Genomic DNA, 25,218 nt, shown 5'->3' on the forward strand with positions numbered 1-25,218 from the left:
CAGATTGCAGCCCACGTTCGCCATCAATTCGAAGCCTATGCCCGGATTATTCACCCGGACGGATCTGATAATAGCCAGATAAGCGGTGCAAAACCGCCGCATTCGCCTGTCTCAGCAGGCTAGACGAACAGATCGACCGACCGCCCCGAAGACCCTTTGGGCGCGCTGGGCCGCACGGCCGCCACTTCGGGCGCAGGCCGGGCGGTGTTTTGCGGCACCTCCGAGGGCGCACGGCGCTCGCGTGCGTTGGTTCCACCGGCACCCGACGACCCCACCGACAGGCCCGACAGCACCATGCCCTCGCTTTGCAGCAAGTCTTTCAAATGCGCAGCCGAGCCGGTGAGCAGGTCGCGGGTTTCCATCTGGTCGGTACGGAACTCCACATGTGCCTCGTTGCCCGACAGGCTGATGCTGACCTGCACCGGCTGGGCATCGGCCCCTTCGAAGGTCAGCTCGGCGTTCTGGATGCCTTGCGATATCCAGTAGCTGACCTGGTCGGCCACAGCCGCCTCGGGCGCGGGCTGGCTGGCATCCACGCTGGCGGTGGCGCTCTCGAAATGGACGGTGGGAGTGAAATGGTTTTGACCCACGCTGCCCTCGGGCAATTTGTCGGCTACCAGACTCTCGCGAGGGTCGACGGTGTCGCGCAGGGCCAGTTGCATGGCCTCGGTGGCACCCGTGCTGGCCCGCAAGGCGGCGGCCTCGGTCACCGGCAGGGTCCACACGCTGCCACGGGCCACGCTGGCTACCTGGTCGGCACGCGCATCGGCAGCCGCCGTACCCAACACCGGCTTGGCCAGGCCTTTGGAGCCCGATCCGGCACCTTCTTGCGCAGCCGTGCCGCTGGCCGCCAGCCGACTCTGGATTTGCTCAAACACCGACGCATAGTTGGCCAGGCTGATCGACTGGGCCCGCGCATCCGGCACTGCGGCGGGCGGCGGGGTGTTGGTTGCCGTAGTGGCGGTAAGGCTGGTCGGCGCGGCTTTGGTATCTGGTACCCCGGCAACATCGGGTTTCACGGCGAGCACCGGCGCGTCGGGGCCTTGCACTGCGTTCGTAGCCGCGGATGTAGCGGTGGCCACGGGAGTCGCCAGCGGAACCGGAACAGGCACCGGGGGCAAATACGCGGCCATCCAGGTCGCGGCATCGGCACTGGTGGTGCCCGCCACGGGAGGCTGGGCACCATCCAGCGGTTTCTCCAGGCCAGCGGATGTATCGCCCGCCATGGGAGCATCGGGCACTGCGGCATCGGCAGGCGTATCCACTGCCGCCTCCAGACCTTCCAGCAGATTGCGAAAGTCTTTGGCGGCCTTGTCGGCAGCCTGGTTTTTGGCGGTGGGCTTGCCGGTGCCAGGCCCTGCCACGGATGCAACGGCCTTGGTGGGGACCAGGGCCACGGGAACGGATTCAATGGCCATGGGAGTCCTCGCCAAATTGTTGGTCTATGGATTTGCCAAACCGCTGCGCCGCAAATTCATCGATCTGCTTTTGCTCACGGCGGTTTTGCAGCCGGTCGGCTTCCAGTTGTTTGTTGCGGCACACCTGCTGCAGGGTGGCCACGCGGATCTCTGTGTCGGCGAGCTGCTTTTTGGCGGCCTCGACCCAGCGGGCGTTGTCCGCCAGGATACCCAGCTGCATCTGAATGGCCTGCGCCAGACGGTCCATGAACTGGTAGTGGTGCTGCATCAGCTCGGGCAGGGCGCAGGTCTGGGCTTGCGTCATCCAGCGTGTTTCGGTCTCCGACGCATAGGTTTCCAGCTGGGTCAGCTGGTCGTGCGCGGCGATGTATTTTTGCTGCGCCTGGCCCAGCGCGCGGTGGGCCGCGTCGCGCTTGCGCATGGCCACCTCCACCGCCAAGGCCAGGGTTCTTAAAAGCGACATACGCATTTCCGGCTAGTCATCGCGCACCTGCAGCTTTGGAAATACTCTGCTCCATCTCGGCCAGGCTGCGCGGCAAGGGCGATGCTTCATACATGCCCTGCTGCAAAAACGCCGCCATGCCGCCGCTGAGGCGGATGGCTTCGTCCAGCCCGGGGTCGGAGCCTGCGGCATAGGCGCCAATCTGCACCAGGTCGCGGCCCTTCTGGTAGCGCGAGTTGACCATGCGAAAGCGCCGCGCCGCCTCGAAGTGCGCCGGGCTGACCACGTTGTGCATCACCCGCGAGGCGGATTGCTCGATGTCGATAGCCGGGAAATGCCCGGCCTCGGCCAGGGAGCGCGACAGCACGATGTGGCCGTCCAGAATAGCCCGGGCGGCATCGGCAATCGGGTCCTGCTGGTCGTCGCCCTCGGTCAGCACGGTGTAGAAGGCGGTGATCGAGCCCACGCCGTTGAGGCCATTGCCGCTGCGCTCCACCAGCTGCGGCAGCTTGGCAAAGCACGAGGGCGGGTAGCCCTTGGTGGCCGGGGGCTCGCCAATGGCCAGGGCAATCTCGCGCTGGGCCATGGCAAAACGGGTGAGCGAGTCCATCAGCAGCAGCACGTGCTGGCCTTTGCCGCGGAAATACTCAGCCACCGCAGTGGCGTAGGCGGCCCCTTGCAGGCGCAGCAGCGGCGGCGCGTCGGCCGGGGCGGCCACCACCACCGAGCGGGCACGGCCATCCGCGCCCAGAATGTCTTCCACAAATTCCTTGACTTCACGGCCTCGCTCGCCGATCAGGCCGACCACGATCACGTCGGCCTGGGTGTAGCGGGCCATCATGCCCAGCAGCACGCTTTTGCCCACGCCCGAGCCCGCAAACAGGCCGATGCGCTGGCCACGCCCCACGGTCAGCATGCCGTTGATGGCGCGCACGCCGGTATCCAGCGGCTCGCGCACCGGGTCGCGGTCCATGGCATTGATGGGGCTGCGGTCCAGCGGCTGCGAGCGCACGTTGCGGATGGGGCCACCATGGTCCAGCGGTGCGCCCTGGGCATCCACCACCCGGCCCAGCAGGCCGTCGCCAATCGGCAAACGCAACACGCCTGCCACCCCGGCGGCCTTGTCGCGCCGGGCATCGCCCAGGCGCGGTACCGACACAAACGGCGGCGCAGGCACCACGCTGGCCCCACTGCGCAGGCCGTGCACGTCACCGGCAGGCATCAAAAAGGCTTTGTCGTTGGAGAAACCCACCACTTCCACCAGCACCGAAGGCCGGCCCGGCATGGACACCAGGCATTGCGAACCCACGGCGCTGCGCACGCCTGCGGCCTCCAGCACCAAACCCGCCAGGCGGGTCAGGGTACCGCGCACTTCCAGGGTGCTGCCGGTGTCCACGCGCTGCTGCGCATCGGCCAGAAACTGGGGCCAGACCTGGGTATCCGGGGAGTGGTCAGCTGGCATCTTCGGCATCCACATCGCCATCTGTCCAGGCCGAGGCCAGGCCCAGATTGGCCACGGCCCGCTCCCAGCGCTTGGACAGCGTGCCATCGATCACGGTGCCGCCCGATTCGACCAGGCAGCCGCCGCGCTCTACCGCCATATCGGCCAGCCAGGTAAGTGTAGGCAGGGGGAAGGCGGCTTTCAGCGGGGCTTGCAGCACCTCCCAATCCTGGGGGTTCAGCTTGATGACGGCGGCTTTGCCGTCCATCACCAGCATGCCCAGTGCTTCGCGGATGACCGGCTCCAGGGCAACGGACTCCACGCTCAGCTCCCGGCGCACCACCTGGCGCGCCAGCCCGCAGGCCAGGGCCAGCACCTGCTGGGCCATGTCTTGCTCCAACTGGGCCAGGCGGGTCTGCATGGCGGTGAGCATGTCGGCCAGGTGCTGTGCGGTCTCCACACCCTGGTTTTGCACAAAATCATCCAGCTTCTGGTTGCCTTCCAGAGTGGCTTCGGCCTGGCCCTGGGCCAGACCGGCGGCGTGGCCATCGGCCCAGGCGCGGTCCAGGCGGACCTCCTCGGGCTCTACGGGTTCCGGCTCGGGTTCGGGTTCGGGCAGCAGGTCCAGCGGGGTGGGCACCAGGGGGCCGACCGCGCCAAAGCGCCACTCGGACACCTCGCCCAGCTCTTCGCTGCGAATGAAGCGCGAGTGGGCGCGGGAGGAACTGCGGTTGTTAGACAAAACCATCGTCGCCTCCTCCGCCCAGCACCACCTGGCCTTCGTCTACCAGGCGGCGCACAATTTTGAGCACTTCTTTTTGCTGCGCTTCGACTTCGGACAGGCGCATGGGCCCGCGCGATTCCAGGTCTTCGCGCATGGATTCGGCGGCACGGCTGGACATATTGGCCAGGATTTTCTCCTTGAGCTCGGGCGAAGCGCCTTTGAGGGCCACGACCAGGGTTTCGGAAGCCACTTCCTTGAGCACCATCTGGATCGATTTGTTGTCCAGCTTGGCCACATCGTCGAAAACAAACATCTTGTCCACGATCTTCTGCGCCAGGTCGGAGTCGAAGCCCTTGATGGATTCGATGACGGTGCCCTCGATATTGGCACCCAGCAAGTTGATGATCTCGGCCGCCGCCTTGACCCCGCCCAGCGAGGATTTGCGGATCTTGTCGCCACCGGCCAGCACCTTGAACAGCACTTCGTTCAAGTCTTTCAAGGCCGTGGGCTGGATACCTTCCAGCGTGGCCACGCGCAGCAGCACTTCGTTGCGCTGGCGCTCAGTGAGCTGCTTGAGCACGGCGGCGGATTGTTCGTAGTCCAGGTGCACCAGGATGGCGGCCACGATCTGCGGATGCTCGTTGCGCAGCAGCTCGGCTACCGATAGCGGGTCCATCCACTTCAGGCTTTCAATGCCCGATACGTCGCCGCCCAGCAAAATGCGGTCGATCAGCAGCGAGGCCTTGTCGTCGCCCAGCGCCCGGCGCAGCACGGCCTTGACGTAGTCGGCCGTGTCGTTGACCAGCAGGCTCTGGGCTGCGGCCGCGGCGGTAAACCGCACCAGCACCTCGTCCACCTTCTCGCGGGTGACCACCTTGGTTTTGGCGATGGTTTCGCCCAGCTTTTGCACTTCTTTGGGCGACAGGTGTTTGAAGACCTCGGCGGCCTCCTCCTCGCCCAGAGACATCAGAAAAATAGCCGCGTCGGTAAGACCTTGTTCGTCCATGGGGTTGCCTCAGTCTTCGCCGTTGATCCAGTTTTTCACGATATTGGCCACGGCGGTGGAATTGGTGCGGGCCAGCTGGCGCGCATCCTCCAGCCGCAACTGGTGGTCGGTGGGCGCCAGGGTCTGGATGCCGTCGGGGCCGATGATGGTGCCGCGCGGCGTATCGCCTGCCACCAGCGCATCCAGCGGGCCACCCAGCGGCCCCATACCCAGCGCCAGGGGCTGTCCGTCCGCACCCACCACGATGGGCTTCCCATCCGGGCCCACCATCAGCGGCCGGCCATCCGAACCGAGCAGCGGTTTGCCGTCCGGACCCAGCGCCACGGAACCCGGTGTGGCCGATTTCGGCGTGACCATGGCCTTCAAGGCAGGACGCACCAGGCCAAAAATAACCAATAAAGCCAACAGCACGCTACCCACGGGCCAGGCCAGGTTGCGGGCCATCTCCAGGGTTTCGGGCTGCTTCCACAGCGGCGTGTTGTCCACCACCGGTACATCCACCAAGAACGGTGCGTTCATCAGGTTGACCGAGTCACCCCGGTCTTTGTTGAAGCCGATGGACTCGCGCACCAGGGCCGTCATTTGCTCGATTTGCTGCTCGGTCAGGGCTTTGGTGGTGGCTGCGCCCTTGTCGTCGGTGGCGGCAGCGTGGTTCACCACCACGGCGGCGCTTAAGCGTTTGATCGAGCCGGAGCCGCCGCGCACCACGCGCACCGTCTTGTCCACTTCGTAGTTGGTCACCGATTCGCGCTTGGCACCGGCGGCTGCGCCCGCGCCCCCCGCCGCGTTGGCCGCGCCCCCTGCCGCCTGCAGCGGCACGGCCTGGCCGTTGATGGGCGCGGTGGCCGAAGCCGGTGGCTGGTTGGTGGTGGCACCGGGGATGCCACTGGGCTGCGGTGCGCCCTGGGCACCCGCACCGGTTTCCACCACCTGCTGGCTGCGCACGGCGCTGGCGTCACTGGACAAATTGGGTCGGTGCGATTCGGCGGTGGACTCCACCTGCGAAAAATCGACCTCGGCCGTGACCTGGGCCTTGACGTTCTGGCGGCCCACGATGGGCTCCAGCATCTCCAGGATGCGACGGCTGTACTGCTGCTCGATGCGCTGCACATACTGGAGCTGCTCGGCATCGGCACCGCTGGCACCGTCGGGTGACTGCGACAGCAGCTTGCCGGTGTCGTCCAGCACGCTGACGGCAGCGGGCAGCATTTCGGGCACGCTGGACGCGACCAGGTGCACGATGCCGGCCAATTGCGTGCGGTCCAAGGTCTGGCCGGGCTGCAGGCTGACCAGAATCGAGGCCGAGGGTTTTTGCTGCTCTCTGAAAAATCCGTTCTGGCTGGGCAGGGCCAGGTGCACCCGGGCGCTGGACACCGACGACAAGGCCTGGATGGAGCGGGTCAGCTCACCCTCCAGCCCGCGCTGGAAGGCCAGCCGCTCCTGGAACTGCGTCATGCCGAAGCGATTCGCCTCCATCAGCTCGAAGCCAACCACCGAGCCCTTGGGCAGCCCCAGCGAGGCCAGGCGCAGGCGGGTGTCGTGCACTCTCTCGGCGGGCACCATGATGGCACCGCCGCCTTCGGTGTACTTGTAGGGCACATTCATCTGCGACAACTGGGCGACGATGGCACCACCGTCCTTGTCGGCCAGGTTGGTGTAGAGCACCTTGTACTCGGGCTGCCGCCCCATCAGCACCGCCACCAACACCCCCACCACCAGCAAAGCAATGCCCGCGCCCAAGCGCATCCGCTGCGTACGGTCCAGGTTGGACAGCCGTTGCGTCAGTGGCGAGAGGGTCGGTGCGGGTATTTCGGCGACTGCAGACATCATGCTTTCCGGGTGGTATGGCGCGAGCTTGCTCCATCAACTTGCATGGACTCGGGTGCAGAGCACCCCGAGCCAGACAAGTTGTATCAATTAACAGCTTGATTATTCTGGCAAGCCGCTGCGGCAGCGCCCTGATAAGCCAGGGTTTTGGCTGCCTTTTCAGCACCATACACCCGCCGCGGCCATCTACTATCAGGGCATTCGTATCCATCCCCTGGAGGGAACTGCCATGGATCTCCGCCTGTCTCCTGTTTCAACCACCCTTCCCACCCGCACGGGCGCGGTGCAGCGCCCATCCACACCCGCCATCGCGGATGCCAAAGGGCCCGGCTTTTCCACCGCTCTGCGGGGTGCGCTGGCCGAGGTGAGCGCGGCGCAGAACGAATCCACCCGGCTGCAAAAAGAAGTGCAGATGGAAAACCCGAACGTCAGCCTGGAAGAAACCATGGTGGCGATCCAGAAGGCGCAGATCGGCTTTCAGGCCACCTTGCACGTGCGCAACCGCATGGTGCAGGCCTACAGCGACATCATGAACATGCAGGTCTGAAATAGGCACGCCCCCAGGCTGCAGCGCTTCGCGTCTTTCGCCAACCCCCTTGCAGGGGGCAACTGCAGCAGTCTGGCAAAGCCAGTCCTGCGCAGTTCACGAAGGGGTATCTGCCTAGTGGATTCAATGCTTTTTAGACTGCCAGCGCCCATTCCATCGGCATGAGAAGCTCTATTATTCATAGCACCTGCTGTTGTCCATCGCACCAACAGAAAAAGCCCCATTTCTGGGGCTTTTTTATGCATCAAATCAGCTGCTAGCGCTTATTCCATAAGCGCAAGCAGCTATCAATTTCATCAATGCAGCAACTGTGGCTTGCGCTCCAGGATCTGCTCGAACTGCTGGATCCAGGGCTCGGTGAGGCAGCGGATCTGGGCATCGTTGCGCAGGATGCGCTGCATGATGCGGGCTTTTTCGGTGCGGTTCTCGGGGGTCAGCTGGTCGGCCTGCGACTGGTGGCGCAGCTGCTCGATCAGCACGGCGCAGGCACCCTCGTAGCGCACCACCTCGTCCCAGTCTTCGATCTGGGCGGCCTTCAGCATCTTGTGGCTGCTGTCTTCGATGGCTTTGTAGTAGTCAATCAGAATTTGTGACATGGTCTGGGTCCGGCAAAGTGGGTGGGGCTTAGGCGTTGCCGACAGGGGGCACGGAGATGCTTTTCCAGGCATCGAATACAGGCACGATCAACTGGGTTACCTCTTCAATCAAAGCAATGTCGTTCTTCAAATTGGCGGTGGTCAGGCGCAGGATGCTGTAGTTGTAGACCCCGCGCAGGTTGACTGCCAGGTCGCCGCCCGACTCCACGTCCAAAGCGGCTTTCAGGCCTTCTTCCAAAATACGCACGGCCTTGCTGATCGACTGGCCCTTGAGCTCCATATCGCCGCGCGCCAAGGCGCCACGGGCGGAGTTCAGGGACTGGACCAGCGCTTCGAACAGCAGGCAGATCACCTGGTGGGGGCTGGCGCCTTCGATGCTGGTTTGGGCACCCACGCGTTTGTAAGCGGAGGCTGCACGGGCACTTACGGGTGTAAACATGGTGGGGGCATCCATTTGAACTTGATGTATTAGTTATCGGCAGCGCATTCAAAAACTCAAGCCCCATTGCGTAAATTGCCATTACTTCGTGCTGTTCCAGGCTTCCACCTGCTGCGTGATGTAAGTGCTCAGTGCCGTGAGCCCGGCCATCTTGGTGTCCAGCGCGGTGTAGGTGGTGCGCAGGCGCTTTTCCACCGCAACAGCCCGGGCGTTCACCTTGTCCTGGTCGGTGGTGTTGCGCTTGGTTTCGTTGGCCAAGGCATCGGACTTGTTGTTCAAGCCGCCGCTGAAGGCCAGCATGCCGTCGGCAAAGGTTTTGATCTTGCGGGCAATGCCGTTGGTAGAGCTGTCGGTGTTCTTCTGGGCAAACAGCGTCTTGACGTTGGCCGGGGTGTCCAGCGCGGTGCTGAGTTTGGTGGCATCCACGGTCAGGCTGCCATCGCGGGAGATGCTCAGGCCGATCTGCGAAAGGCGGGTGCTGCTGCCGCCCACCACGCCCGTGCCCAACAGGCTGCGCAGGGAGTTGCGCAGGCCGATGGCGGTGGAGTCACCCTGCAGGTTGCCCGCTTTCTTGGTGGCTTCATCAAAAGCCGTGGCATCTGCCAGGTATTTGTTGATGGCGTTGTAGGCATCCACAAAGGCCTGAATATTCTTGGTCAGCGTGGCTTTGTCGTTGGTGGTGGTCAGCTCCACATCGCTGGTGGTCACCGTGCTGGCGGTGATGGTCAGGCCCGCCACCACGTCCTTGAAACTGTTGTTGGCCGAGGTCACCGCGATGCCGTTGATGGTGGCCTTGGCGTTTTGCCCGGCCTGGTAGGTGTTGGCCCCCATGCCGTAGGCGGCCACAGAGGGCGTGCCGGTGTTGCCGGGGTCCAGGTCCAGGTCAAAGGCCAGGGCCGACAAGCCGGTATCGTTGGTGTTGTTGCCGTCGCCAGTGTCGCTGGCCTGCACGCGAAAGCCGGTGGCCTCGCCGGTGCTGGCCGGACGCAGCATGAGGCGGTCGCCCGAAGCATCGGTGAGCACGGTGGCCACTACGCCTGAACCCGTATCGTTGATCTTGGCCGCTATCTGGGCCAGGGTGTCGGTGGCGGCCACGGTGACATTCACGCTGGCCGCAGTGCCCGGGGTGAACAGGCTGCCCGTGGCGTTGGCCCGGGCCGGGCCCCAGGTGCCGAGTTGCAGGGTCAGCGTGCCGGCCGAGCCCACCGCCGTGCTGGCGGTGACGGCATCCGACACCGTGGACTGGGCCTTGGCCAGTTGCTGCACGCCCACGCTGAAGCTGGTGGCGCTGGCAATACCGGTGACCGACGCGCTGACGGCCGCGCTGTTGCTGGAGCCCACGGACACGGTATTCCAGCCGCTGTCCAGGGTGAGCTTGGTGGCGGCATCGGTCACGGTGGACATCAGCGACTTGATCTGCGAGTAATCGGAGATCTTGGTCTGGATAAAGGTGGCCTTGGTCTGGAGGGTGGTCAGGGGCTGCTTTTCCAGCGCGACCAGCTTGGTGATGATGCCTTCGACATCCAGACCACTGCCGATACCTGTAGATGAAATACCCATGATTTTCTCCAGACCAATGACGTGCTGCCGGAACGATGGCTGCGAATAGGCGTATTTGTATCCGCATTCCAAAAGGCAAAACGGCGGATAAAGGGGGTTCCTTTATCCGCCTTTCAGTTTTAGCACCTATTGACTCCCTTGCAAACCTTTAGCGGTATGCAAGAGGCGGTGCCTTTGCGTCTTATTGCAGCAGGGACAACACGCTTTGTGGCAGCTTGTTGGCCTGGGCCACCATGGCGGTACCGGCCTGTTGCAGGATCTGGGTACGCGACAAGTTGGCGGTCTCCGAGGCGAAGTCGGCATCCACAATCCGACCACGCGATGCGGACAGATTTTCCACGCTGATGGCGATGTTGCCGGTAGCACTTTCAAACCGGCTTTGCAGAGCACCCAGTTGCGCACGGGCCGAGTTGACCTGGTTGATGGCCGCGTCCAGCTTCTTGATAGCCACCCAGGAGTTGCGTTGCGTGTCGACCGTCAGGCTATCGATGCCCAGTGCATCGGTAGTGGTGTTGGTGGCGTTGATGACAGAGGCGATAACACCCGTTGCCTTGCCGGTAGTGGCCACAGTAAAGCCAGCAGACAGGGTCACGACGGCGGCATCACCTGCCGAGTCCAGCTTTTCGGACATCAGGTCGATACGGTAGGTGCCGGTGTCGTTCACCGACAGGAAGGCCGTCACGCCGGTGTCGGACGATTTACGGTTGATGGCCTCCACGACCTGACCCATACGCTCCGAACCCGAAGTAGCGGCAGCAATGGCACCCAGATCAACCGTGGCACCGCCGGTAATGGAAATGGTCAATACACCGGTGGCAATCGTCGCCAAAGTGCTGACGGAACTGGCATCCACCGCGCTGGCCGACTGGTCAAACGAATAGGCCACATCGGCCAAGCCTTTGGCGGTGGAGTTGGTCAGTGCGCCCACGGTAATGTTGTCACCGGCGTTGGCACCCACCTGGAAGGCGGCACCGGCAAACGTGCCGTCCAGCACCTTGCGGCCGTTGAACGAGGTTTGCTTGGCGATACGGTCCACTTCGTCGGTGAGTTGGGCCACTTCGGCCTGCAGCGCGGCGCGGTCGGCCTTGCTGTTGGTGGCGTTGCTGGACTGCACGGCCAGTTCACGCATACGTTGCAGCATGTCGCCGACCTTGCCCAACGCGCCTTCAGCGGTTTGCGCCAGCGAGATACCGTCGTTGGCGTTACGTGCGCCGACGCTCAAACCCTTGATCTGGCCTTGAAAGCGCTCTGCAATAGCCAAGCCAGCCGCATCGTCCTTGGCGCTGTTGACACGCAGGCCGGAAGACAGGCGCTGCATGGAGGTGGCGAGCGAACCGCCCGAAGCCATCAGGTTGCGCTGTGCATTCAGCGAATTGACGTTGGTATTGATAGTGGTGGTCATTTCAAAGCTCCTAAGGTGTGGGTCCAATGACGAACCAGTGAAAAGGCCCGTTGGATAGGTTTTCGGGTGTCCGCGCGAAAACTTTAGGGCTAACGCGTAAATAACCGGGGTTTTCTTGCCGCTTATCCGCGCTACAGCGCGGGCCTGAATGACCACAATTTACTTACCGCTCATGGTCGTTGGCCAGCTGAGCTGACCTCAACCGGCTTTGGCCCACATTTTCCTTAAAGGAGCTCCGCAATGGCTGCCACGATCAACACCAATGTCAACTCGCTGAATGCACAGCGCAACCTGACCACCTCGGGCGCGTCGTTGGCGACCTCCATGCAGCGTTTGTCATCTGGTTTGCGTGTGAACAGCGCCAAGGACGATGCTGCGGGCCTGGCCATTTCGGAACGCATGACCACCCAGTTGCGTGGCCTCACGGTAGGTGCCCGTAACGCCAACGACGGCATTTCACTGGCGCAAACCGCGGAAGGCGCGTTGGGCAAGGTCGGCGACATGCTGCAGCGTATGCGCGAACTGGCGGTACAGGCGGGCAACGCCACCAACAGCAAGGCCGACCGCGCCGCGCTGCAGGCCGAAGTGGGCCAGTTGACCGATGAAATCGACCGCATTGCCAAGCAAACCTCGTTCAACGGCAAAAAGATTCTGGACGGCTCCTTTGCCGGTGCGGTGTTCCAGGTGGGTGCCAACTCGGGCGATGTGGCTTCCCTGGGGGCTTTGACCAATTCCACCGCCAAGGGCCTGGCCGATGTGGCCTACGCTTATGACCAGTCGGCCAGCGCCGTGGCCGCCAGCAGCGTCACCGTGCTGACCTCTATTGCCTCCAATGTGTTGACCATTTCGGTGGCCGGTTCTGCCGCAGCCATCGATCTGGGCTCCGTCAAGGCCGCCAGCTCTGGCGAAGAACGCATGGGCCAGGTGGTGGAAGCCATCAACCGCAAATCGTCCGACACCGGTGTCACTGCCTATCTGTCGCAAAACGACGACCAGAGCTACCGCTTTGATCTGGTGTCGCAAAGGCTGGATGCCAATGGCGACCCGGCCGCGGTCACCCTGGCGGGCTTCTCGGCCACCGGCACCGGTTTTGCTGCCGCCAGTTTGGCCTCGCAGATCAGTGCCACCAATACCTCTACCGATGCCTTGGGTATCGACACGCTGAGCATCGATACCCAGCGCAATGCCTGGGTGGCGATCAAGAAGATCGATGCCGCCATCGACCAGGTGAACTCGGCCCGCGCCAACCTGGGTGCGCTGCAAAGCCGGTTTGAGAGCGCGGTGAGCAACATCAGCATCCAGGTGGAAAACCTGGCCGCCGCCAAGGGCCGCATCGTGGATGCCGACTTCGCGATGGAAACCGCCAACCTGTCACGCACCCAGATCCTGCAACAGGCTGGTACCGCCATGGTGGCCCAGGCCAACAAGCTGCCGCAGGGTGTGCTGTCGCTGCTGCAGCAGTAAACAGCCCCCCACCGCAAAAAGGCCCCTCGGGGCCTTTTTTACGTCAAAACGGCTGCCCGTGCTTATAAGACAAGCACGGGAAGCTATCGAAATAAGAGCAATTATCCGGCCCGGCGCAAAAACCCTTCGGGGGCCACCGTCACCATCAGGCGCGACTCCATCGTGGTATCGACCGCGAAGTCGGGGTGCTGGGCCAGCCACTGGCGGGTGGCCGTTTTGGGGTTGTTGCCCACGTCCCATGGGCGGTCGGCAAAGAAATGGGGCGGCATGTCTTCCACAAAGGTGTCGAACACCACGCAGTAGCTGCCGGGGCTGACCAGCGGCGCGTAGGCATCCAGCTCGCCCAGCACATGGTCGTGGGTGTGCATGGAATCCAAAAACACCATCACCTTCTTGTAACCCTGCGCCGCCTCGCGCACCTGGGCCACCACCTCGGGGGCGATGGACGAGCCCTGCACCATCTGGATACGGCTGGCCATGGGGTGGGCCAGGATGGCAGCGCGGTTGTGCTCGCGGATGTCGATGTCGATGCCGATCACCTTGCGGGCCGACTTGCGCGGGTCGATGGTGCTGCCGCTGTCGATGGCATCGCACATGTCCAGCATGGCCAGCAAGGATGCGCTGAGGATGAGCGAGCCGCCGTGGGCGATGCCGGTCTCGATGATCAGGTCGGGCCGCACCGTCCACACCAGTTCCTGGATCGCCACCATGTCCTGCGGGTACTGGATGATGGGGCGGCCCAGCCAGTCGTAGTTGTAGACGTATTTTTTGTCCATCGAGGTCTGCAGCCACTGGCGCGACAGGTCTTTGAACGCGGTGTCCTGGGCGTAGCCAGCCAGGCGTTCGGCACGCTCGGCGGCAAATTGTTGTTCGGGGGTCATGGCAGCTCCTAATGGGTGTGGATAAATGGATGATTTCAGACAGGCCCCAACTAGCGCTTGATCACCAGTCCCTGTCCTGTGGGAAGTTCGGCGACATGGTAGCCACGGGCAGCCAGCCAAGGGTCTTCGGCCAGCTTCTGGGCGCGGTAGTAGACCCAACCGTAGTCGTCCAGCACCAGGGCGGCCCCTGGCACCATGCGGTCAAACAAAACCTCCAAGGCCCCGATTTCCGCCTCGGCACTGTTGAGATCGAGGTGCAGGAAGGCGATTTTTTCGGGCGCATGGTCCACCAGCACCTCTGGCACTTTGCCCCGGATTACGCGCACGTTGGGGGTATCGGCAAAGCGCTGGACCACGGAGTCGTACAGCTCCGAGCCGTGCGCGGGCATGGCGTGGTGCGGCATGGCCGCGTTGTGTTCAAACAAGTCGTACAGGAAATATTGCTTCTCACGCTTGCCAAAGTCCAGCGCATCGACCAAGACTTTGGCGCTGGTCCCTTTGTAGCAACCGCATTCCACAAAGTCGCCTTCCAGGTGCAGGCCATTACGGGCCGCCCACAGAAGCATGGAAGTGCGCCACAGAATGCCCCGCTCGACATCCGTCGCGTTCTTCTGTGCGGATGCCATCAAGGCCTCGTCCTCCAGAAAACCCAGGTTGCGGTGGTAGGCAAACAGGTTATCGCCTGCGTAAATCCCCCCCGGGTCGCTGATCTGGTCGATGGCATGCTGCACGCCTTTGATGAATGCAGGGCGGTCTGCCAACCCGTAGAACAGGTTGTTCATATGGTTGGGAGTCATCTGGATCTTTCGTGGTTCAGCATGGCCGCCAGGCCTTGCTCCAGCGTGGATTGCTGCCGCCAGCCGGTAGCCCGCAGCCGGGTGGTGTCGCCCACCAGCACCGGCGGGTCACCGGCACGGGCGGAGGCCAGCGCCAGCACCGGGCCGGGGTCGGCACCGCACAGGCGGGCCAGGGTTTTGACGACATCGCCGATCAGCGCGGGCTGGCCGGAGCAGATATTGAAGTTGCCCTGGCAGCCCTGCACCAGCAGCATGGCCAGGGCGCTGGCGGCATCGGCCACGGGCAGCATGCCGCGGTAGGCGGCAATGTTCACGCCAAATGGTGCCGCCTGGCCCTGGAACACCCGCACCAGCGAGGGCAGCATGCGCTGCGGCGCTTCGCCCGGACCAAACGGAAAGAAGATATGGCCCCAGGCCAGCGACACGCCGCGCTGTGCACACAAAGCAGTCGCCATGCGGCGGGTGGCATCCTTGACCACGCCGTACAGGGTGGCGGGAGCGTAGGGGCTGACATCTTCCACCAAAGTCCCTTGCGCCCAGTCGTATTCGGCACAAGTGCCCGCGATGGCTACGTGCTGGCCGCCCGCGTCGGCAAAGGCCTGCAGCAGACGCAGCGTGGCATCGGCCCAGCGGAAGTTGAGCGGGGATGTCCAGTAGACACCGTACTCGGTGGTCCAGGCCAGGTGCAGCAGATGGGTCGCCCCGGCTTGCTGCACCGCCTGCGCCAGGTTCACGCCATCCAACAGATCGCAGTGCACCAGGGGCACATCGTCAAAGCCCGCAGGCAGGCTACGGCCCAGCACCACCACGTCTATCCCCTGCTGGCGCAGGTGGGTGAGCACGTGGCGGCCCAGGTAGCCGCTGGCACCGGTGAGCAAAATCTTCATACGTGGATGGCCAGGCCCGGCACGGCGGTGACGAAGCGGCCACCCCAGTCGCGGATGTAGGCCAGCTGCGCCATGACTTCCTCTTGCAGGTTCCACGGCAGGATGAGCACGTAGCGCGGCTGCTGGGCGCGCAGAAAGGACTCATCCAGGATGGGGATGCGGCTGCCCGGCAGAAACTTGCCCTGCTTGGCCGGGTTTTTGTCCACCACATAGGGCAGCAGGTGCGGTCGCACCCCGGCAAAATTCAGCAGGGTGTTGCCTTTGGCGGCGGCTCCGTAGGCAGCCACCGGGTGGCCTGCGTGGGCGGCGCTGACCAAAAACGAGAGCAGCTCACGCGCTATGCGCATGGCTTGGAGGCCAAATTGGCTGTAAAAGTCTGAGGTTTGCATGCCCGCAGCCGTCTCGGCCACCAGCACCTGCTGCACGGCGGGGGCGACCGGTTGCTGCCCGGTGTCGGCGCGCTGGGCAAACACCCGCAGGCTGCCGCCGTGGGTGGGCAACTCCTGCACGTCGAACACCTGCAGGCCGTTGGCCGCAAAGATGCGCTGCACGGCGGTGAGCGACAGGTAAGAGTAGTGCTCGTGGTAGGCGGTGTCGAACTGGCACTGCTGCACCATTTGCTGTAGGTGCGGAAATTCAAACGTGGCCACGCCCTGGGGCTTGAGCAGCACGGCAAACCCGGCCACGAAGTCGTTGATGTCGGGCACGTGGGCCAGCACGTTGTTGGCGGCAGTCAGGTCGGCTTGCAAGCCCTGGGCGGCCAGTTCCTGCGCCAGCGCCACGCCAAAAAAGCGTTCGACGACATGAATGCCTTTGGCCTTGGCCGCTGCGGCGGTGCTGGCGGTGGGTTCGATGCCATAGCAGGGTACGCCTGCAGCCTGCACGTATTGCAGCAGGTAACCGTCGTTGGAGGCAATCTCGACCACCTGGCTGTGCGCGCCCAGGGCAAAGCGGGCCTGCATGGCCTCTACATAGCTTTTCGCATGGGCCAGCCAGGAGGTACTGAAGCTACTGAAGTAGGCGTAGTCGTCAGTGAACAGGGCCTCGCGCCCGGCGTGGTCTTCGGTTTGCACCAGCCAGCAGTGTTGGCACACCAGCAGGCGCAGGGGGTACCAGACCTCGGGGGCGTTGATGCTGGCCTCGGTGAGGTAGGCGTTGCTGGGCGGGGCGCTGCCCAGGTCGAGGAACGGCAGGGTCAGTTCCGTAGCGCAATGGCGGCATTTCACGAATGCTCTCCTTCAATGAATGGGTGGCTGGCATCGCGGGGCGACAGGCCGTGTACCGGCAGCGGCCACTGGATGCCCAGGCGCGGGTCTTGGGGGTGCAGGCCGCCTTCGCTGTGCGGGGCGTAGGCCTGGGAATGGCAGTACAGCATCTGCACGTCGGCGCTCAGCGTCTGGAAGCCGTGGGCGCAGCCGGGGGGGATGAGCAGCGTACGGTGGTTGGTGGCAGACAGCTCTTCGGCGTGCCAGTGCAGATAGGTGGGCGATCCGGGCCGCAGATCCACCGCCACGTCCCACACCGCGCCCGCCAGGCAGCTGACCAGCTTGGCCTCGGCGTGCGGGGCGCGCTGGAAGTGCACGCCGCGCACCGTGCCTTGCTCGGCGGTGAAGGTGTGGTTGATCTGGGCAATGGGGCCGGTCCAGCCTGCGGGGGCCAGGTCGTCGGCGCAGAACAGCCGCTCCAGAAAGCCGCGCGCGTCGCCCAGCGGCAGGCGCTCGATGGCGACCAGGCCTGCGATAGTGGTGGGGTGCAGCACAAAGCGGCTCATACAAGTTTAGGCATCAAATAGGGCCCTAGCGCTTATTCCATAAGCGTGACAAGCTACTTTAAACATAGCAATTACTCCAACCGTCCATACGCAGCTATCTGCGTCCGGCTGGCGGCAGCCATGTCGTCGCCGACCAACCAGGCGCGGTGCCAGGCGACGGTTTGGGCCAGGGCTACATCGAGGCTCCAGCGCGGCTGCCAGCCTAGTTCGGCGCGGGCGCGGGTGATGTCCAGGCGCAGCTGGCCGGCTTCATGCGGATGTTGGCCGCCTTCTGGCATGTCAACGCGTGCGCCCTGCCCCCACTGCGCGGCCAGTCTCTGGGCGAGCTGGCCCACGGTGGCATCGCCGCGCGCGTCGGGGCCGAAGTTCCAGGCGCTGGCAGCAGCGGGGCCATTCAGCAAAGCCTCGGCCAGGCGCAGATAGCCCGACAGCGGCTCCAGCACATGCTGCCAGGGCCGCACCGCGCCCGGAAAACGCAATTGCACCGGCTGCTGGTCGGCAAAGGCTTTCAGGCAGTCTGGCACCAGGCGGTCGGCCGCCCAGTCGCCACCGCCAATCACATTGCCCGCGCGGGCGGTGGCGATCTGCGCCGAACCGGGCGTGTGGAAGAAGCTGGCGCGGTAGCTGGCCGTGACGATTTCTGCCGCGCCCTTGCTGGCGCTGTAGGGGTCGTGCCCGCCCAGGGCATCACTTTCGCGGTAGGGGTAGACCCATTCGCGGTTGTCGTAGACCTTGTCTGTCGTCACCACCACCACGGCGCGCACGCTACTTACCGTGCGCACGGCCTCCAGCAGGTGGGCCGTGCCCATGACGTTGGTGGCGAAAGTGCCCAGCGGGTCGGCATAGCTGGCCCGCACCAAGGGCTGGGCGGCCAGGTGGAATACAACGGTGGGCTGGGCGGCAGTTAACGCCGCTTGCAACGCATTCAAATCAGATAAATCGGCCCGGGTATCACTGGCCAGTACCTCGGCCACCCGGGCCACCTCAAACAAACTGGGCGTGGTGTTCGGGTCCAGCGCGTAGCCGTGCACCTTGGCCCCCAGCGCGTGGAGCCACAGGGCCAGCCAGCCGCCTTTGAAACCGGTGTGGCCGGTGAGGAAAACGGGGGTGTCCTGCCACATCACCATGTTTTCCATGGGGCCTTGCCGGACAGCCAGAGTTCTTCGAGCAGGTTCTTTTCGCGCAGGGTGTCCATGGGTTGCCAGAAGCCGGTGTGTTCAAAAGCCATGAGCTGGCCTTCGGCGGCTAAGCGGGTTAACGGCTCGCCCTCCCAGCTGGTGCTATCACCCGCGATGCCCCCCAACACCTGGGGCGAGAGCACGAAAAAACCGCCGTTGATCAAGCCCCCACCCGCATCACCACCGCGCGGCTTCTCGGTAAAGCCCTGCACCACCTCGCCCTGCATACGCAAGGCACCGTAACGGCCCGGGGGCTGTACAGCGGTGACGGTGGCCAGCTTGCCGTGCCGGTGGTGGAAGGCGATGCTGGCCGTGATGTCCACGTCGGACACGCCATCGCCATAGGTGAAGCAGAAGGCCTCTTCGTCCTGCACGTAGTCGGCCACGCGCTTCAAGCGGCCACCGGTCATGGAGTCGTCTCCCGTGTCCACCAGGGTCACCTTCCAGGGCTCGGCGTGCTTGTGGTGCACTTCCATGCGGTTGTTGGCCATGTCGAAGGTCACGTCGGACATGTGCAGGAAGTAGTTGGCGAAGTACTCCTTGATGATGTAGCCCTTGTAGCCGCAGCAGATCACGAAGTCGTTCACGCCGTGGGCGGAGTACATCTTCAGGATGTGCCACAGGATGGGCTTGCCACCGATCTCGATCATCGGCTTGGGGCGCAGGTGGGTTTCTTCGGAAATCCGGGTGCCCAGGCCACCGGCCAGTATTACGGCTTTCATGTGTGTGTCTCCTGCCAACGGGTAAACATGTCCTGGTAAGCGGCCTCTACGGTGCGGGCGAAGCCTGCTTCGTCCATCAGGCGACTGGCCTGCATTTGGGCCCTGAGGTTAGCGCGCAAATGGGCCAGGGCGGGCAGGTCGGCGGCCAAAGCCAGCACTTTTTCGACATAGTCGTCTTCGCTATCGGCGATCCACTCCGGGTGGCCCACACCGTGCAGGATGGCGCTGCCGATGCGGCCCACGCTAGGGCGGCCCGCCAGGCTCACAAACGGCAAGCCCATGTACAGCGTTTCGAACAGGGTGGTGCCCGAGTTGTGTGGAAAGCAGTCCAGCCCAATGTCGATGCCGCGCAGAACGTCCCAGGGCGGGCTGTTGTAGCCGATGTGCAGCCGCTCGGGGGCTATACCCTGGGCAACAAAGCGGTCTACGGCAGCCTGTTGCACCGCAGCATCCTTGAAGCTGCTGCTGTCAATGACGATGTGGGCCGTGGGCAGGCGCAGCAATATCGCCGCCCACACGCGGATGGTGCGGTGGTTGATGCGCACGCCGCGCGTCAGCGTGCCCAGCGTCACGTAGCCTCGCTCCAGGGCGGGCAAGGGGCTGACTTCGCCCATGGCAGCAGCGGGCGCACGGTAGGCGGTGTAGCTGCCGGGCAGTCGCCAGGGTTGTTCTGAAAAAACGCTCTCGCAGCCCACCGGGGCGCTGGCCGCGTCGGTGAGGTAGTAGTCGATGGCCTGCAGACCGGTGGTATAGCCGTAGCCCATCCAGCTCATCGACACCGGGGCCGGTTTGCGGGCAAACATGGACAGGCGGTTGCCCGCCGTGTGGCCCGCCAGATCGACCAGGATGTCGATGCCGTCCGCCCGGATGCGCTGGGCCAAGGATGCGTCGGTCATGCCCCGGATAGGTACCCAGTGCTCCACATAGCGCTTGTAGCGAAGGGTGGCGTGGTCCTCGTGGGTGAGTTCGGCGTAGGCATAGACCTCCACCACCGCCGCATCGTGGTGGGCCAGCAGTGGCTCCATGAAGAAGCTGCAGGCGTGGTTTTTGAAGTCGGGCGAGACGTAGCCCACTTTCAGGCGGCGGCCTGCGCGGGGCGGGTTGGTGTGCGGCGCCCAGGCGGCGCGGTGCGGTTGGCCGTACCGGCGGTCAAAGTCGCGGTAGTGGGTGAAGATCTCTTCGCCGGTTTTGTCCGGGTCGTAGTTCAGGGCGAAAAGCAGGCTGGAGTAGATGGGAGCGGCGTAATCGCACAGCTCCAGGGAGCGGACAAAGCTGGTCTGGCAGGCGGCCAAACGGCCCTGCATGAGCAAGGCGATGGCATGGTTGGCCCAGGCGGCGGCGAACGTCGGATCCAGCGCCACAGCCTCACTGAGCACGGCCTCCGACTCGGTCAGGCGGCCCTGCTCTTTCAGGTTAGCTCCCAAGTTGCTCATCACCGGCACGGATCCAGGTTGGATCTCGAGCGCACGGCGGAAGTCGGCTTCGGCCTCGACCAGCAGTCCGAGTTCACCGAGGAAGTTGCCCCGGTGGAAGTAGCTCTCGTAGTCGTCCTCTTTCACCACGACCGCGCTGCGGATGCAGGCCTCGGCCTCGGCCCGGCGACCTTGGCGTTGCAGACAGCGGCTAAGGAAGAGCGATGCCTGCATGTCGTCGGGCTTGAGCCGCAACAGGCTGCGCCAGATGGATTCGGCCTCCACCACCTTGCCGGCCTCTTGCAGCAGCCCGCCCAGGCCGATGTGGGCCTGCACAAAATCGGGATCCAGGCGCAGGGCTTCGCGGTAGCACGGCAGGGCCTCATCGCGGCGGCCCTGGCCAAACAGGGCGAGGCCCAGGTTGTGGTGGGCTTCTGCATCGCTAGGCTGCAAGGCAATGACGCGTCGGTAGCAATGCTCGGCCTGCGACATCAGCCCCTGGTTTGCGTACGCCAGGGCCAGGTTAAACAGGGCTTCGGTGTCCTCGGGCAGCAAGGCCACGGCGCGCTGCTTGGCCTGCAGGGCCTCCTCCATCTGTTTTTGCCGGTGCAAAAAGGAGCCCAGCAGTTTCCAGCTGTAGCCGTGGCGGGGGTAGCGCTGCACTAGCGCGCGGGCCGCGTCCACCCCTTGGTCAAAAGCTTCTTCCTGGAACAAGCGCACCAGGGCGTTCATGGCTTCGGGGCTGGGCGTGGCCTCTACGTCGCCAGGGGCCACGTCGGCCACCCAGCGGGTAAACATCTGGCGGTAGGCTTGCTCCACCTGGCGGGTGAAGCCCACCTCATCCATCAACGGGCTGGCCTGCATCTGGCCGCGCAGCGTGGCGCGCAACTGCGCCAGCGCGGGCAGGTCGCGGGCCAGGGACACCACCTTTTCTACATATTCGGCTTCGGTCTGGGCGATCCACTCCGGGCGGCCCAGACCCTGCAGGATGGCGCTGCCGATACGGCCCACGCTAGGCCGGTCGGCCAGGGTCACATAGGGCAGGCCCATGTAGAGCGTCTCGAACAGGGTGGTACCGCTATTGTGCGGAAAGCAGTCCAGCCCGATGTCGATGCCGCGCAGCACGTCCCAGGGTGGGCTGTTAAAACCCACGTCTACGCGCACCGGATCTATCCCCTGCGCTATGAATTCTGCAATGGTGGCCTGCTGTACACCGGTATCTTTGAACGATCGGCTGTCGATCACCAGGCGCGCGGTGGGCAGCTGCCGCAGGATCTGCGCCCAAACCCGGATGGTGCGGTGGTTGATGCGCACGCCCCGGGTCAGGGTGCCCAGAGTGACATAGCCGCGCTCCAAGGCAGGCAAGGCGTTGATCTCGCCCATGGCGGTGCCGGGGCGGTAGGCGGTGTAGCAGCCGGGCAAGCGCCAGGGCTCTTCGGAAAACAGGTGCTCACTGCCCGGTGGCGCGCTGGCGGCATCGGTCAGGTAGTAGTCAATGGCGCGCAGGCCGGTGGTGTAGCCGTAGCCCATCCAGCTCAAGGACACCGGGGCCGGTTTGCGGGCAAACACGCCCAGGCGGTTGCCCACGGTGTGGCCCGCCAGATCGACCAGGATGTCGATGCCATCGGCGCGGATGCGCTCGGCCAGGGCCGCGTCTGTCATGCCACGCGTGGGCACCCAGTGGTCGACATAGCCCTGGTAGCGCTGGCTGACCGCATCGCCACGGGCCAGGTCGGCATAGGCGGTGACCTCGACCACCGCGGCATCGTGGTGGGCCAGCAGGGGCTCCATGAAGAAGGTGCAGGAGTGGCTGCGAAAGTCGGGCGACACATAGCCGACCCGCAGACGGCGTGCCGGGTTGCGGTCATTGCGGTGCGGCTGCCAGTGGGCGCGGTGCGGTGCGCCAAAGCGCTGCTCATAGGCCTGGTAGCTGGCAAAAATCTCTTCGGCGCTGTGGCCGGGGTGGTAGTTCAGGGTGAACAGCAGGTTGTCGAACATGCCCTGGTGTCCCGGGCTGAGGGCCAGGGCGGCACGGAAGTGGGCCTCGGACTCCACCAGGCGGCCCATTTTTTGGCAGGTGATGGCCAGGTTGTTCAGGGCCTCGGGGTAGGCGGGTTTGAGCGCCAGGGCGCGCAGCAGGGATGCCTCAGCCTCGGTGGTGCGGTCCAGGTCTTGCAATGAATGGCCCAGGTTGCAGGCGGCTTCGGCATCCTGCGGCATCAGTTCTGCTGCCCGCTGCTTGGCCGCCAGCGCTTCCTCGGCCTGGCCACTGGCTTGCAGCAGGGCCCCCAGGGCCTTCCAGCCAAAGCCGTGCCGGGGGTACTGCTGGGCCATGGCGCGGGCGGCCACCACCCCGGCGGCAAAGTCGCGCGACTCAAAAAACGAAGTCAGCAGCTTCATGTCGTCCAGGCTGGGCTCGGTGCTTTTGCCTTTGAACCGCAGGGCCGGGGCCTGAATCTTGGGCGCAGCCTCCCAATGGGCAAACATCTGGCTGTACGCCGCTTCCACCTGGCGGGCAAAACCCGCCTCATCCATCAGGCGGCTGGACTGCATCTGCGAGCGCAGGGTGGCGCGCTGGTGGGCCAGGGCGGGCAGGTCGCTGGCCAGCGCCACCACTTTGTCCACGTAGTCGTCTTCGCTGTCGGCAATCCACTCGGGATGGCCCACCCCGTGCAGGATGGCGCTGCCAATACGGCCCACGCTGGGGCGGCCCGCCAGGCTCACAAACGGCAGACCCATGTAGAGCGACTCGAACAGGGTGGTGCCCGAGTTGTGCGGAAAGCAGTCCAGTCCGATGTCGATGCCGCGCAGCACATCCCAGGGCGGGCTATTAAAACCAACATCCACGCGCTCCGGATCTATGCCGTGCGCTATGAATTTTGCAATTGCGGCCTGCTGGACGCTGGCATCTTTGAACGAGCTGCTGTCGATCACCAGCCGCGCCGTGGGCAGGCGCAGCAGAATGGCGGCCCAGACGCGGATGGTGCGGTGGTTGATGCGCACGCCGCGTGTCAGCGTGCCCAGGGTCAGGTAGCCGCGCTCCAGGGCGGGCAAGGCATTGACCTCGCCCATGGACGGGCTGGGACGGTAAGCGGTGTAGCTACCGGGCAGCCGCCACGGCTTTTCGGAAAACAGGTGCTCGCAGCCCGCGGGTGCGCTGGCCGCGTCGGTCAGGTAGTAGTCGATGGCCTGCAGGCCGGTGGTGTAGCCGTAGCCCATCCAGCTCAACGCGACCGGGGCCGGTTTCAATGCGAATACGCCCAGCCGGTTGCCCGCCGTGTGGCCCGCCAGATCGACCAGGATGTCGATGCCGTCGGCGCGGATGCGCTGGGCCAGGGCTGCGTCGGTCATGCCCCGGGTGGGCACCCAGTGCTCGGCATACCGCTGGTAGCGCTGGGTGGCCGCGTCTTCCTGGGTGAGCTCGGCATAGGCGTACACGTCCACCACGCTGGCATCGTGGTGCGCCAACAGCGGCTCCATAAAGAAGGTGCAGGCATGGTGCCGGAAGTCGGGCGACACGTAACCCACCTTCAGGCGGCGGCCTACGGCGGGAGGGTTGGCGTGCGGGGCCCAGGCGGCGCGGTGCGGCTGGCCAAAGCGGCGGTCGAAGTCACGGTAACGGGCAAACAGGGCCTCGGCGCTGGCATCGGGGTGGTAGTTGGCGACGAACAGCAGGTTGTCAAAGGCCACACGGTGGTCGGGCTTGGCGGCAATCGCATGCTCCAGGGCATCTATGGCCTCGTCGATCTGGCCGTGCGCATTGAAGATGCCGCTGAGGTTGTTGTAGGCCTCGGCAAAGTCGGGCTGCAGCGCAATGGCGCGCTCGAAGCAGCGGTGCGCCTCGTGGATCTGGCCATCGGCATTGAAGGCCAGGCCCAGGTTGTTGAAGGCCTCGGCATAGTCGGGCTGCACCGCCACGGTAGTGCGGAAAACGGCAATCGACTCGGCGATCCGGCCCAGCTCGAAATACGCCCGGCCCAGATTGCACAGGCCTTCGGCATCACCGGGCAGCAGGTCTACCGCGCGCTGCTTGGCTTGCAACGCCTCTTCCTTCTTGCCCTGCGGCTGCAGCATGGTGCCCAGGGCTTTCCAGGCAAAGCCGCTGGTGGGGTAGCGCTGCACCATGGCACGGGCGTGCGCCTCGCCTTGCTCGTAATTCTTGTGTCGGAAATGGTCCACCAAGGCCTGCTTTTCAGCCTGGGTAGGCTCCTGGATGGCCGCAGCCACCGGCGGGGGCTCTGCCGCCACGGCGGGCATGCGTTCAGTCAGCGCATTGACCATGGCCACGGACAGTCCCTGAGCCAATGGCAGCACCTGGCGGGCCAGGTCGAAATGCTGGCTGCGCACCAGGCCATCGATATAGCTGAACCAGAACTGGGGCCGCTCTGCATCGGCATTCAGCGCGGCTTCAAAATAAGGCAGGGCTTCCAGGGGCCGCAGCAGTTGCACTGCCAGCAGCACCCCCAGGTTGTGACTCGCATCGGCATGTTCAGGCTCATGCTCCAACACAGCACGGTATGCAGCCTCCGCACCCGCAAAGTCCAGGGCCCGGTGGGCCTCAATGGCCTGCGCCAGCCAACCGTCCACGGCGGAGATACCGGTGTGCTGTGGGCTGGATGCCTCGGTGCTTGCGTCGATCATGGTCTTGCCGCCTGGAGCGCGGGGAGTGTCTGGTGAACAAGGATAACGACGACTTGGCCAGTG

At 64.4% G+C, this 25,218-nt stretch carries 20 protein-coding genes; 2 read left to right on the forward strand and 18 right to left on the reverse strand.

Annotated features, from left to right (window positions below):
• Positions 1–119: 119 nt before the first annotated feature.
• Genes AC097O_RS18425 through fliF form a run of 6 tightly spaced genes read right to left on the reverse strand, consistent with a single transcriptional unit; the run spans position 120 to position 6,858 of the window.
• A complete protein-coding gene (locus AC097O_RS18425; protein WP_479594334.1) occupies positions 120–1,418 on the reverse strand; it encodes a flagellar hook-length control protein FliK in 1,299 nt (432 codons plus the stop codon).
• On the reverse strand, positions 1,408–1,881 hold the full coding sequence (fliJ, locus tag AC097O_RS18430; RefSeq protein ID WP_479594335.1) for a flagellar export protein FliJ: 474 nt from the start codon (positions 1,879–1,881) through the stop codon (positions 1,408–1,410). The genes AC097O_RS18425 and fliJ overlap by 11 nt, the downstream gene beginning before the upstream one ends.
• Before the next feature lie 16 nt (positions 1,882–1,897).
• A complete protein-coding gene (fliI, locus tag AC097O_RS18435; protein WP_479594336.1) occupies positions 1,898–3,322 on the reverse strand; it encodes a flagellar protein export ATPase FliI in 1,425 nt (474 codons plus the stop codon).
• Entirely contained in the window at positions 3,312–4,049 is a 738-nt protein-coding gene (locus AC097O_RS18440; RefSeq protein ID WP_479594337.1) for a FliH/SctL family protein, read from the reverse strand. The genes fliI and AC097O_RS18440 overlap by 11 nt, the downstream gene beginning before the upstream one ends.
• Positions 4,036–5,031 carry a flagellar motor switch protein FliG gene (gene fliG / locus AC097O_RS18445; protein ID WP_315190827.1) on the reverse strand — a complete coding sequence of 332 codons (996 nt, stop codon included), beginning with the start codon at positions 5,029–5,031 and terminating at the stop codon, positions 4,036–4,038. The genes AC097O_RS18440 and fliG overlap by 14 nt, the downstream gene beginning before the upstream one ends.
• A 9-nt stretch (positions 5,032–5,040) precedes the next feature.
• Positions 5,041–6,858 carry a flagellar basal-body MS-ring/collar protein FliF gene (fliF, locus tag AC097O_RS18450; RefSeq protein ID WP_479594338.1) on the reverse strand — a complete coding sequence of 606 codons (1,818 nt, stop codon included), beginning with the start codon at positions 6,856–6,858 and terminating at the stop codon, positions 5,041–5,043.
• Between the two features lie 229 nt (positions 6,859–7,087).
• On the opposite strand from fliF, the gene fliE reads away from it, so the two are divergent.
• The gene (gene fliE, locus AC097O_RS18455; protein ID WP_315190833.1) at positions 7,088–7,405 is read left to right on the forward strand and encodes a flagellar hook-basal body complex protein FliE; all 318 of its coding nucleotides are present in this window, start codon (positions 7,088–7,090) and stop codon (positions 7,403–7,405) included.
• Positions 7,406–7,701: 296 nt separating this feature from the next.
• Here fliE and AC097O_RS18460 read toward each other — a convergent pair whose 3' ends face one another.
• The 4 genes from AC097O_RS18460 to AC097O_RS18475 all read right to left on the reverse strand — a co-directional run bounded on the left by AC097O_RS18460 (position 7,702) and on the right by AC097O_RS18475 (position 11,402).
• Positions 7,702–8,001 (reverse strand): flagellar protein FliT, encoded by a 300-nt coding sequence (locus AC097O_RS18460; RefSeq protein WP_315190836.1) that lies wholly within the window; start codon positions 7,999–8,001, stop codon positions 7,702–7,704.
• Between the two features lie 28 nt (positions 8,002–8,029).
• Entirely contained in the window at positions 8,030–8,440 is a 411-nt protein-coding gene (fliS, locus tag AC097O_RS18465; protein ID WP_315190839.1) for a flagellar export chaperone FliS, read from the reverse strand.
• An 81-nt stretch (positions 8,441–8,521) separates the two neighbouring features.
• Positions 8,522–10,000, reverse strand: coding sequence for a flagellar filament capping protein FliD (fliD, locus tag AC097O_RS18470; RefSeq protein WP_479594339.1), 1,479 nt, complete (start codon positions 9,998–10,000; stop codon positions 8,522–8,524).
• 181 nt (positions 10,001–10,181) lie between these two features.
• Positions 10,182–11,402 carry a flagellin N-terminal helical domain-containing protein gene (locus AC097O_RS18475; protein WP_479594340.1) on the reverse strand — a complete coding sequence of 407 codons (1,221 nt, stop codon included), beginning with the start codon at positions 11,400–11,402 and terminating at the stop codon, positions 10,182–10,184.
• A 240-nt stretch (positions 11,403–11,642) separates the two neighbouring features.
• On the opposite strand from AC097O_RS18475, the gene AC097O_RS18480 reads away from it, so the two are divergent.
• Positions 11,643–12,866 (forward strand): flagellin, encoded by a 1,224-nt coding sequence (locus tag AC097O_RS18480; RefSeq protein ID WP_479594341.1) that lies wholly within the window; start codon positions 11,643–11,645, stop codon positions 12,864–12,866.
• Positions 12,867–12,967: 101 nt separating this feature from the next.
• On the opposite strand, the gene AC097O_RS18485 is transcribed toward AC097O_RS18480, so the two are convergent.
• From AC097O_RS18485 to AC097O_RS18520, 8 genes are all read right to left on the reverse strand, one after another.
• Positions 12,968–13,747, reverse strand: coding sequence for a cephalosporin hydroxylase family protein (locus tag AC097O_RS18485; protein ID WP_479594342.1), 780 nt, complete (start codon positions 13,745–13,747; stop codon positions 12,968–12,970).
• Between the two features lie 50 nt (positions 13,748–13,797).
• Positions 13,798–14,544 (reverse strand): class I SAM-dependent methyltransferase, encoded by a 747-nt coding sequence (locus tag AC097O_RS18490; RefSeq protein WP_479594343.1) that lies wholly within the window; start codon positions 14,542–14,544, stop codon positions 13,798–13,800.
• Complete coding sequence (locus AC097O_RS18495; RefSeq protein WP_479594344.1) at positions 14,541–15,431, reverse strand: NAD-dependent epimerase/dehydratase family protein; 891 nt, start codon at positions 15,429–15,431, stop codon at positions 14,541–14,543. Before AC097O_RS18495 ends, AC097O_RS18490 begins: the two co-directional genes overlap by 4 nt.
• Entirely contained in the window at positions 15,428–16,657 is a 1,230-nt protein-coding gene (locus tag AC097O_RS18500; RefSeq protein ID WP_479594345.1) for a methyltransferase domain-containing protein, read from the reverse strand. Before AC097O_RS18500 ends, AC097O_RS18495 begins: the two co-directional genes overlap by 4 nt.
• Positions 16,654–17,202: a dTDP-4-dehydrorhamnose 3,5-epimerase family protein gene (locus AC097O_RS18505; protein ID WP_479594346.1), complete on the reverse strand. Its 549-nt coding sequence runs from the start codon at positions 17,200–17,202 to the stop codon at positions 16,654–16,656. The genes AC097O_RS18500 and AC097O_RS18505 overlap by 4 nt, the downstream gene beginning before the upstream one ends.
• Positions 17,203–17,273: 71 nt before the next feature.
• Positions 17,274–18,338: a CDP-glucose 4,6-dehydratase gene (gene rfbG, locus AC097O_RS18510; protein ID WP_479594347.1), complete on the reverse strand. Its 1,065-nt coding sequence runs from the start codon at positions 18,336–18,338 to the stop codon at positions 17,274–17,276.
• Positions 18,323–19,102, reverse strand: coding sequence for a glucose-1-phosphate cytidylyltransferase (gene rfbF / locus AC097O_RS18515; protein WP_479594348.1), 780 nt, complete (start codon positions 19,100–19,102; stop codon positions 18,323–18,325). The genes rfbG and rfbF overlap by 16 nt, the downstream gene beginning before the upstream one ends.
• Positions 19,099–25,155 (reverse strand): tetratricopeptide repeat protein, encoded by a 6,057-nt coding sequence (locus tag AC097O_RS18520; RefSeq protein ID WP_479594349.1) that lies wholly within the window; start codon positions 25,153–25,155, stop codon positions 19,099–19,101. Before AC097O_RS18520 ends, rfbF begins: the two co-directional genes overlap by 4 nt.
• Positions 25,156–25,218: the final 63 nt, after the last annotated feature.

This window comes from Rhodoferax sp. LS1P39, from assembly GCF_056521425.1.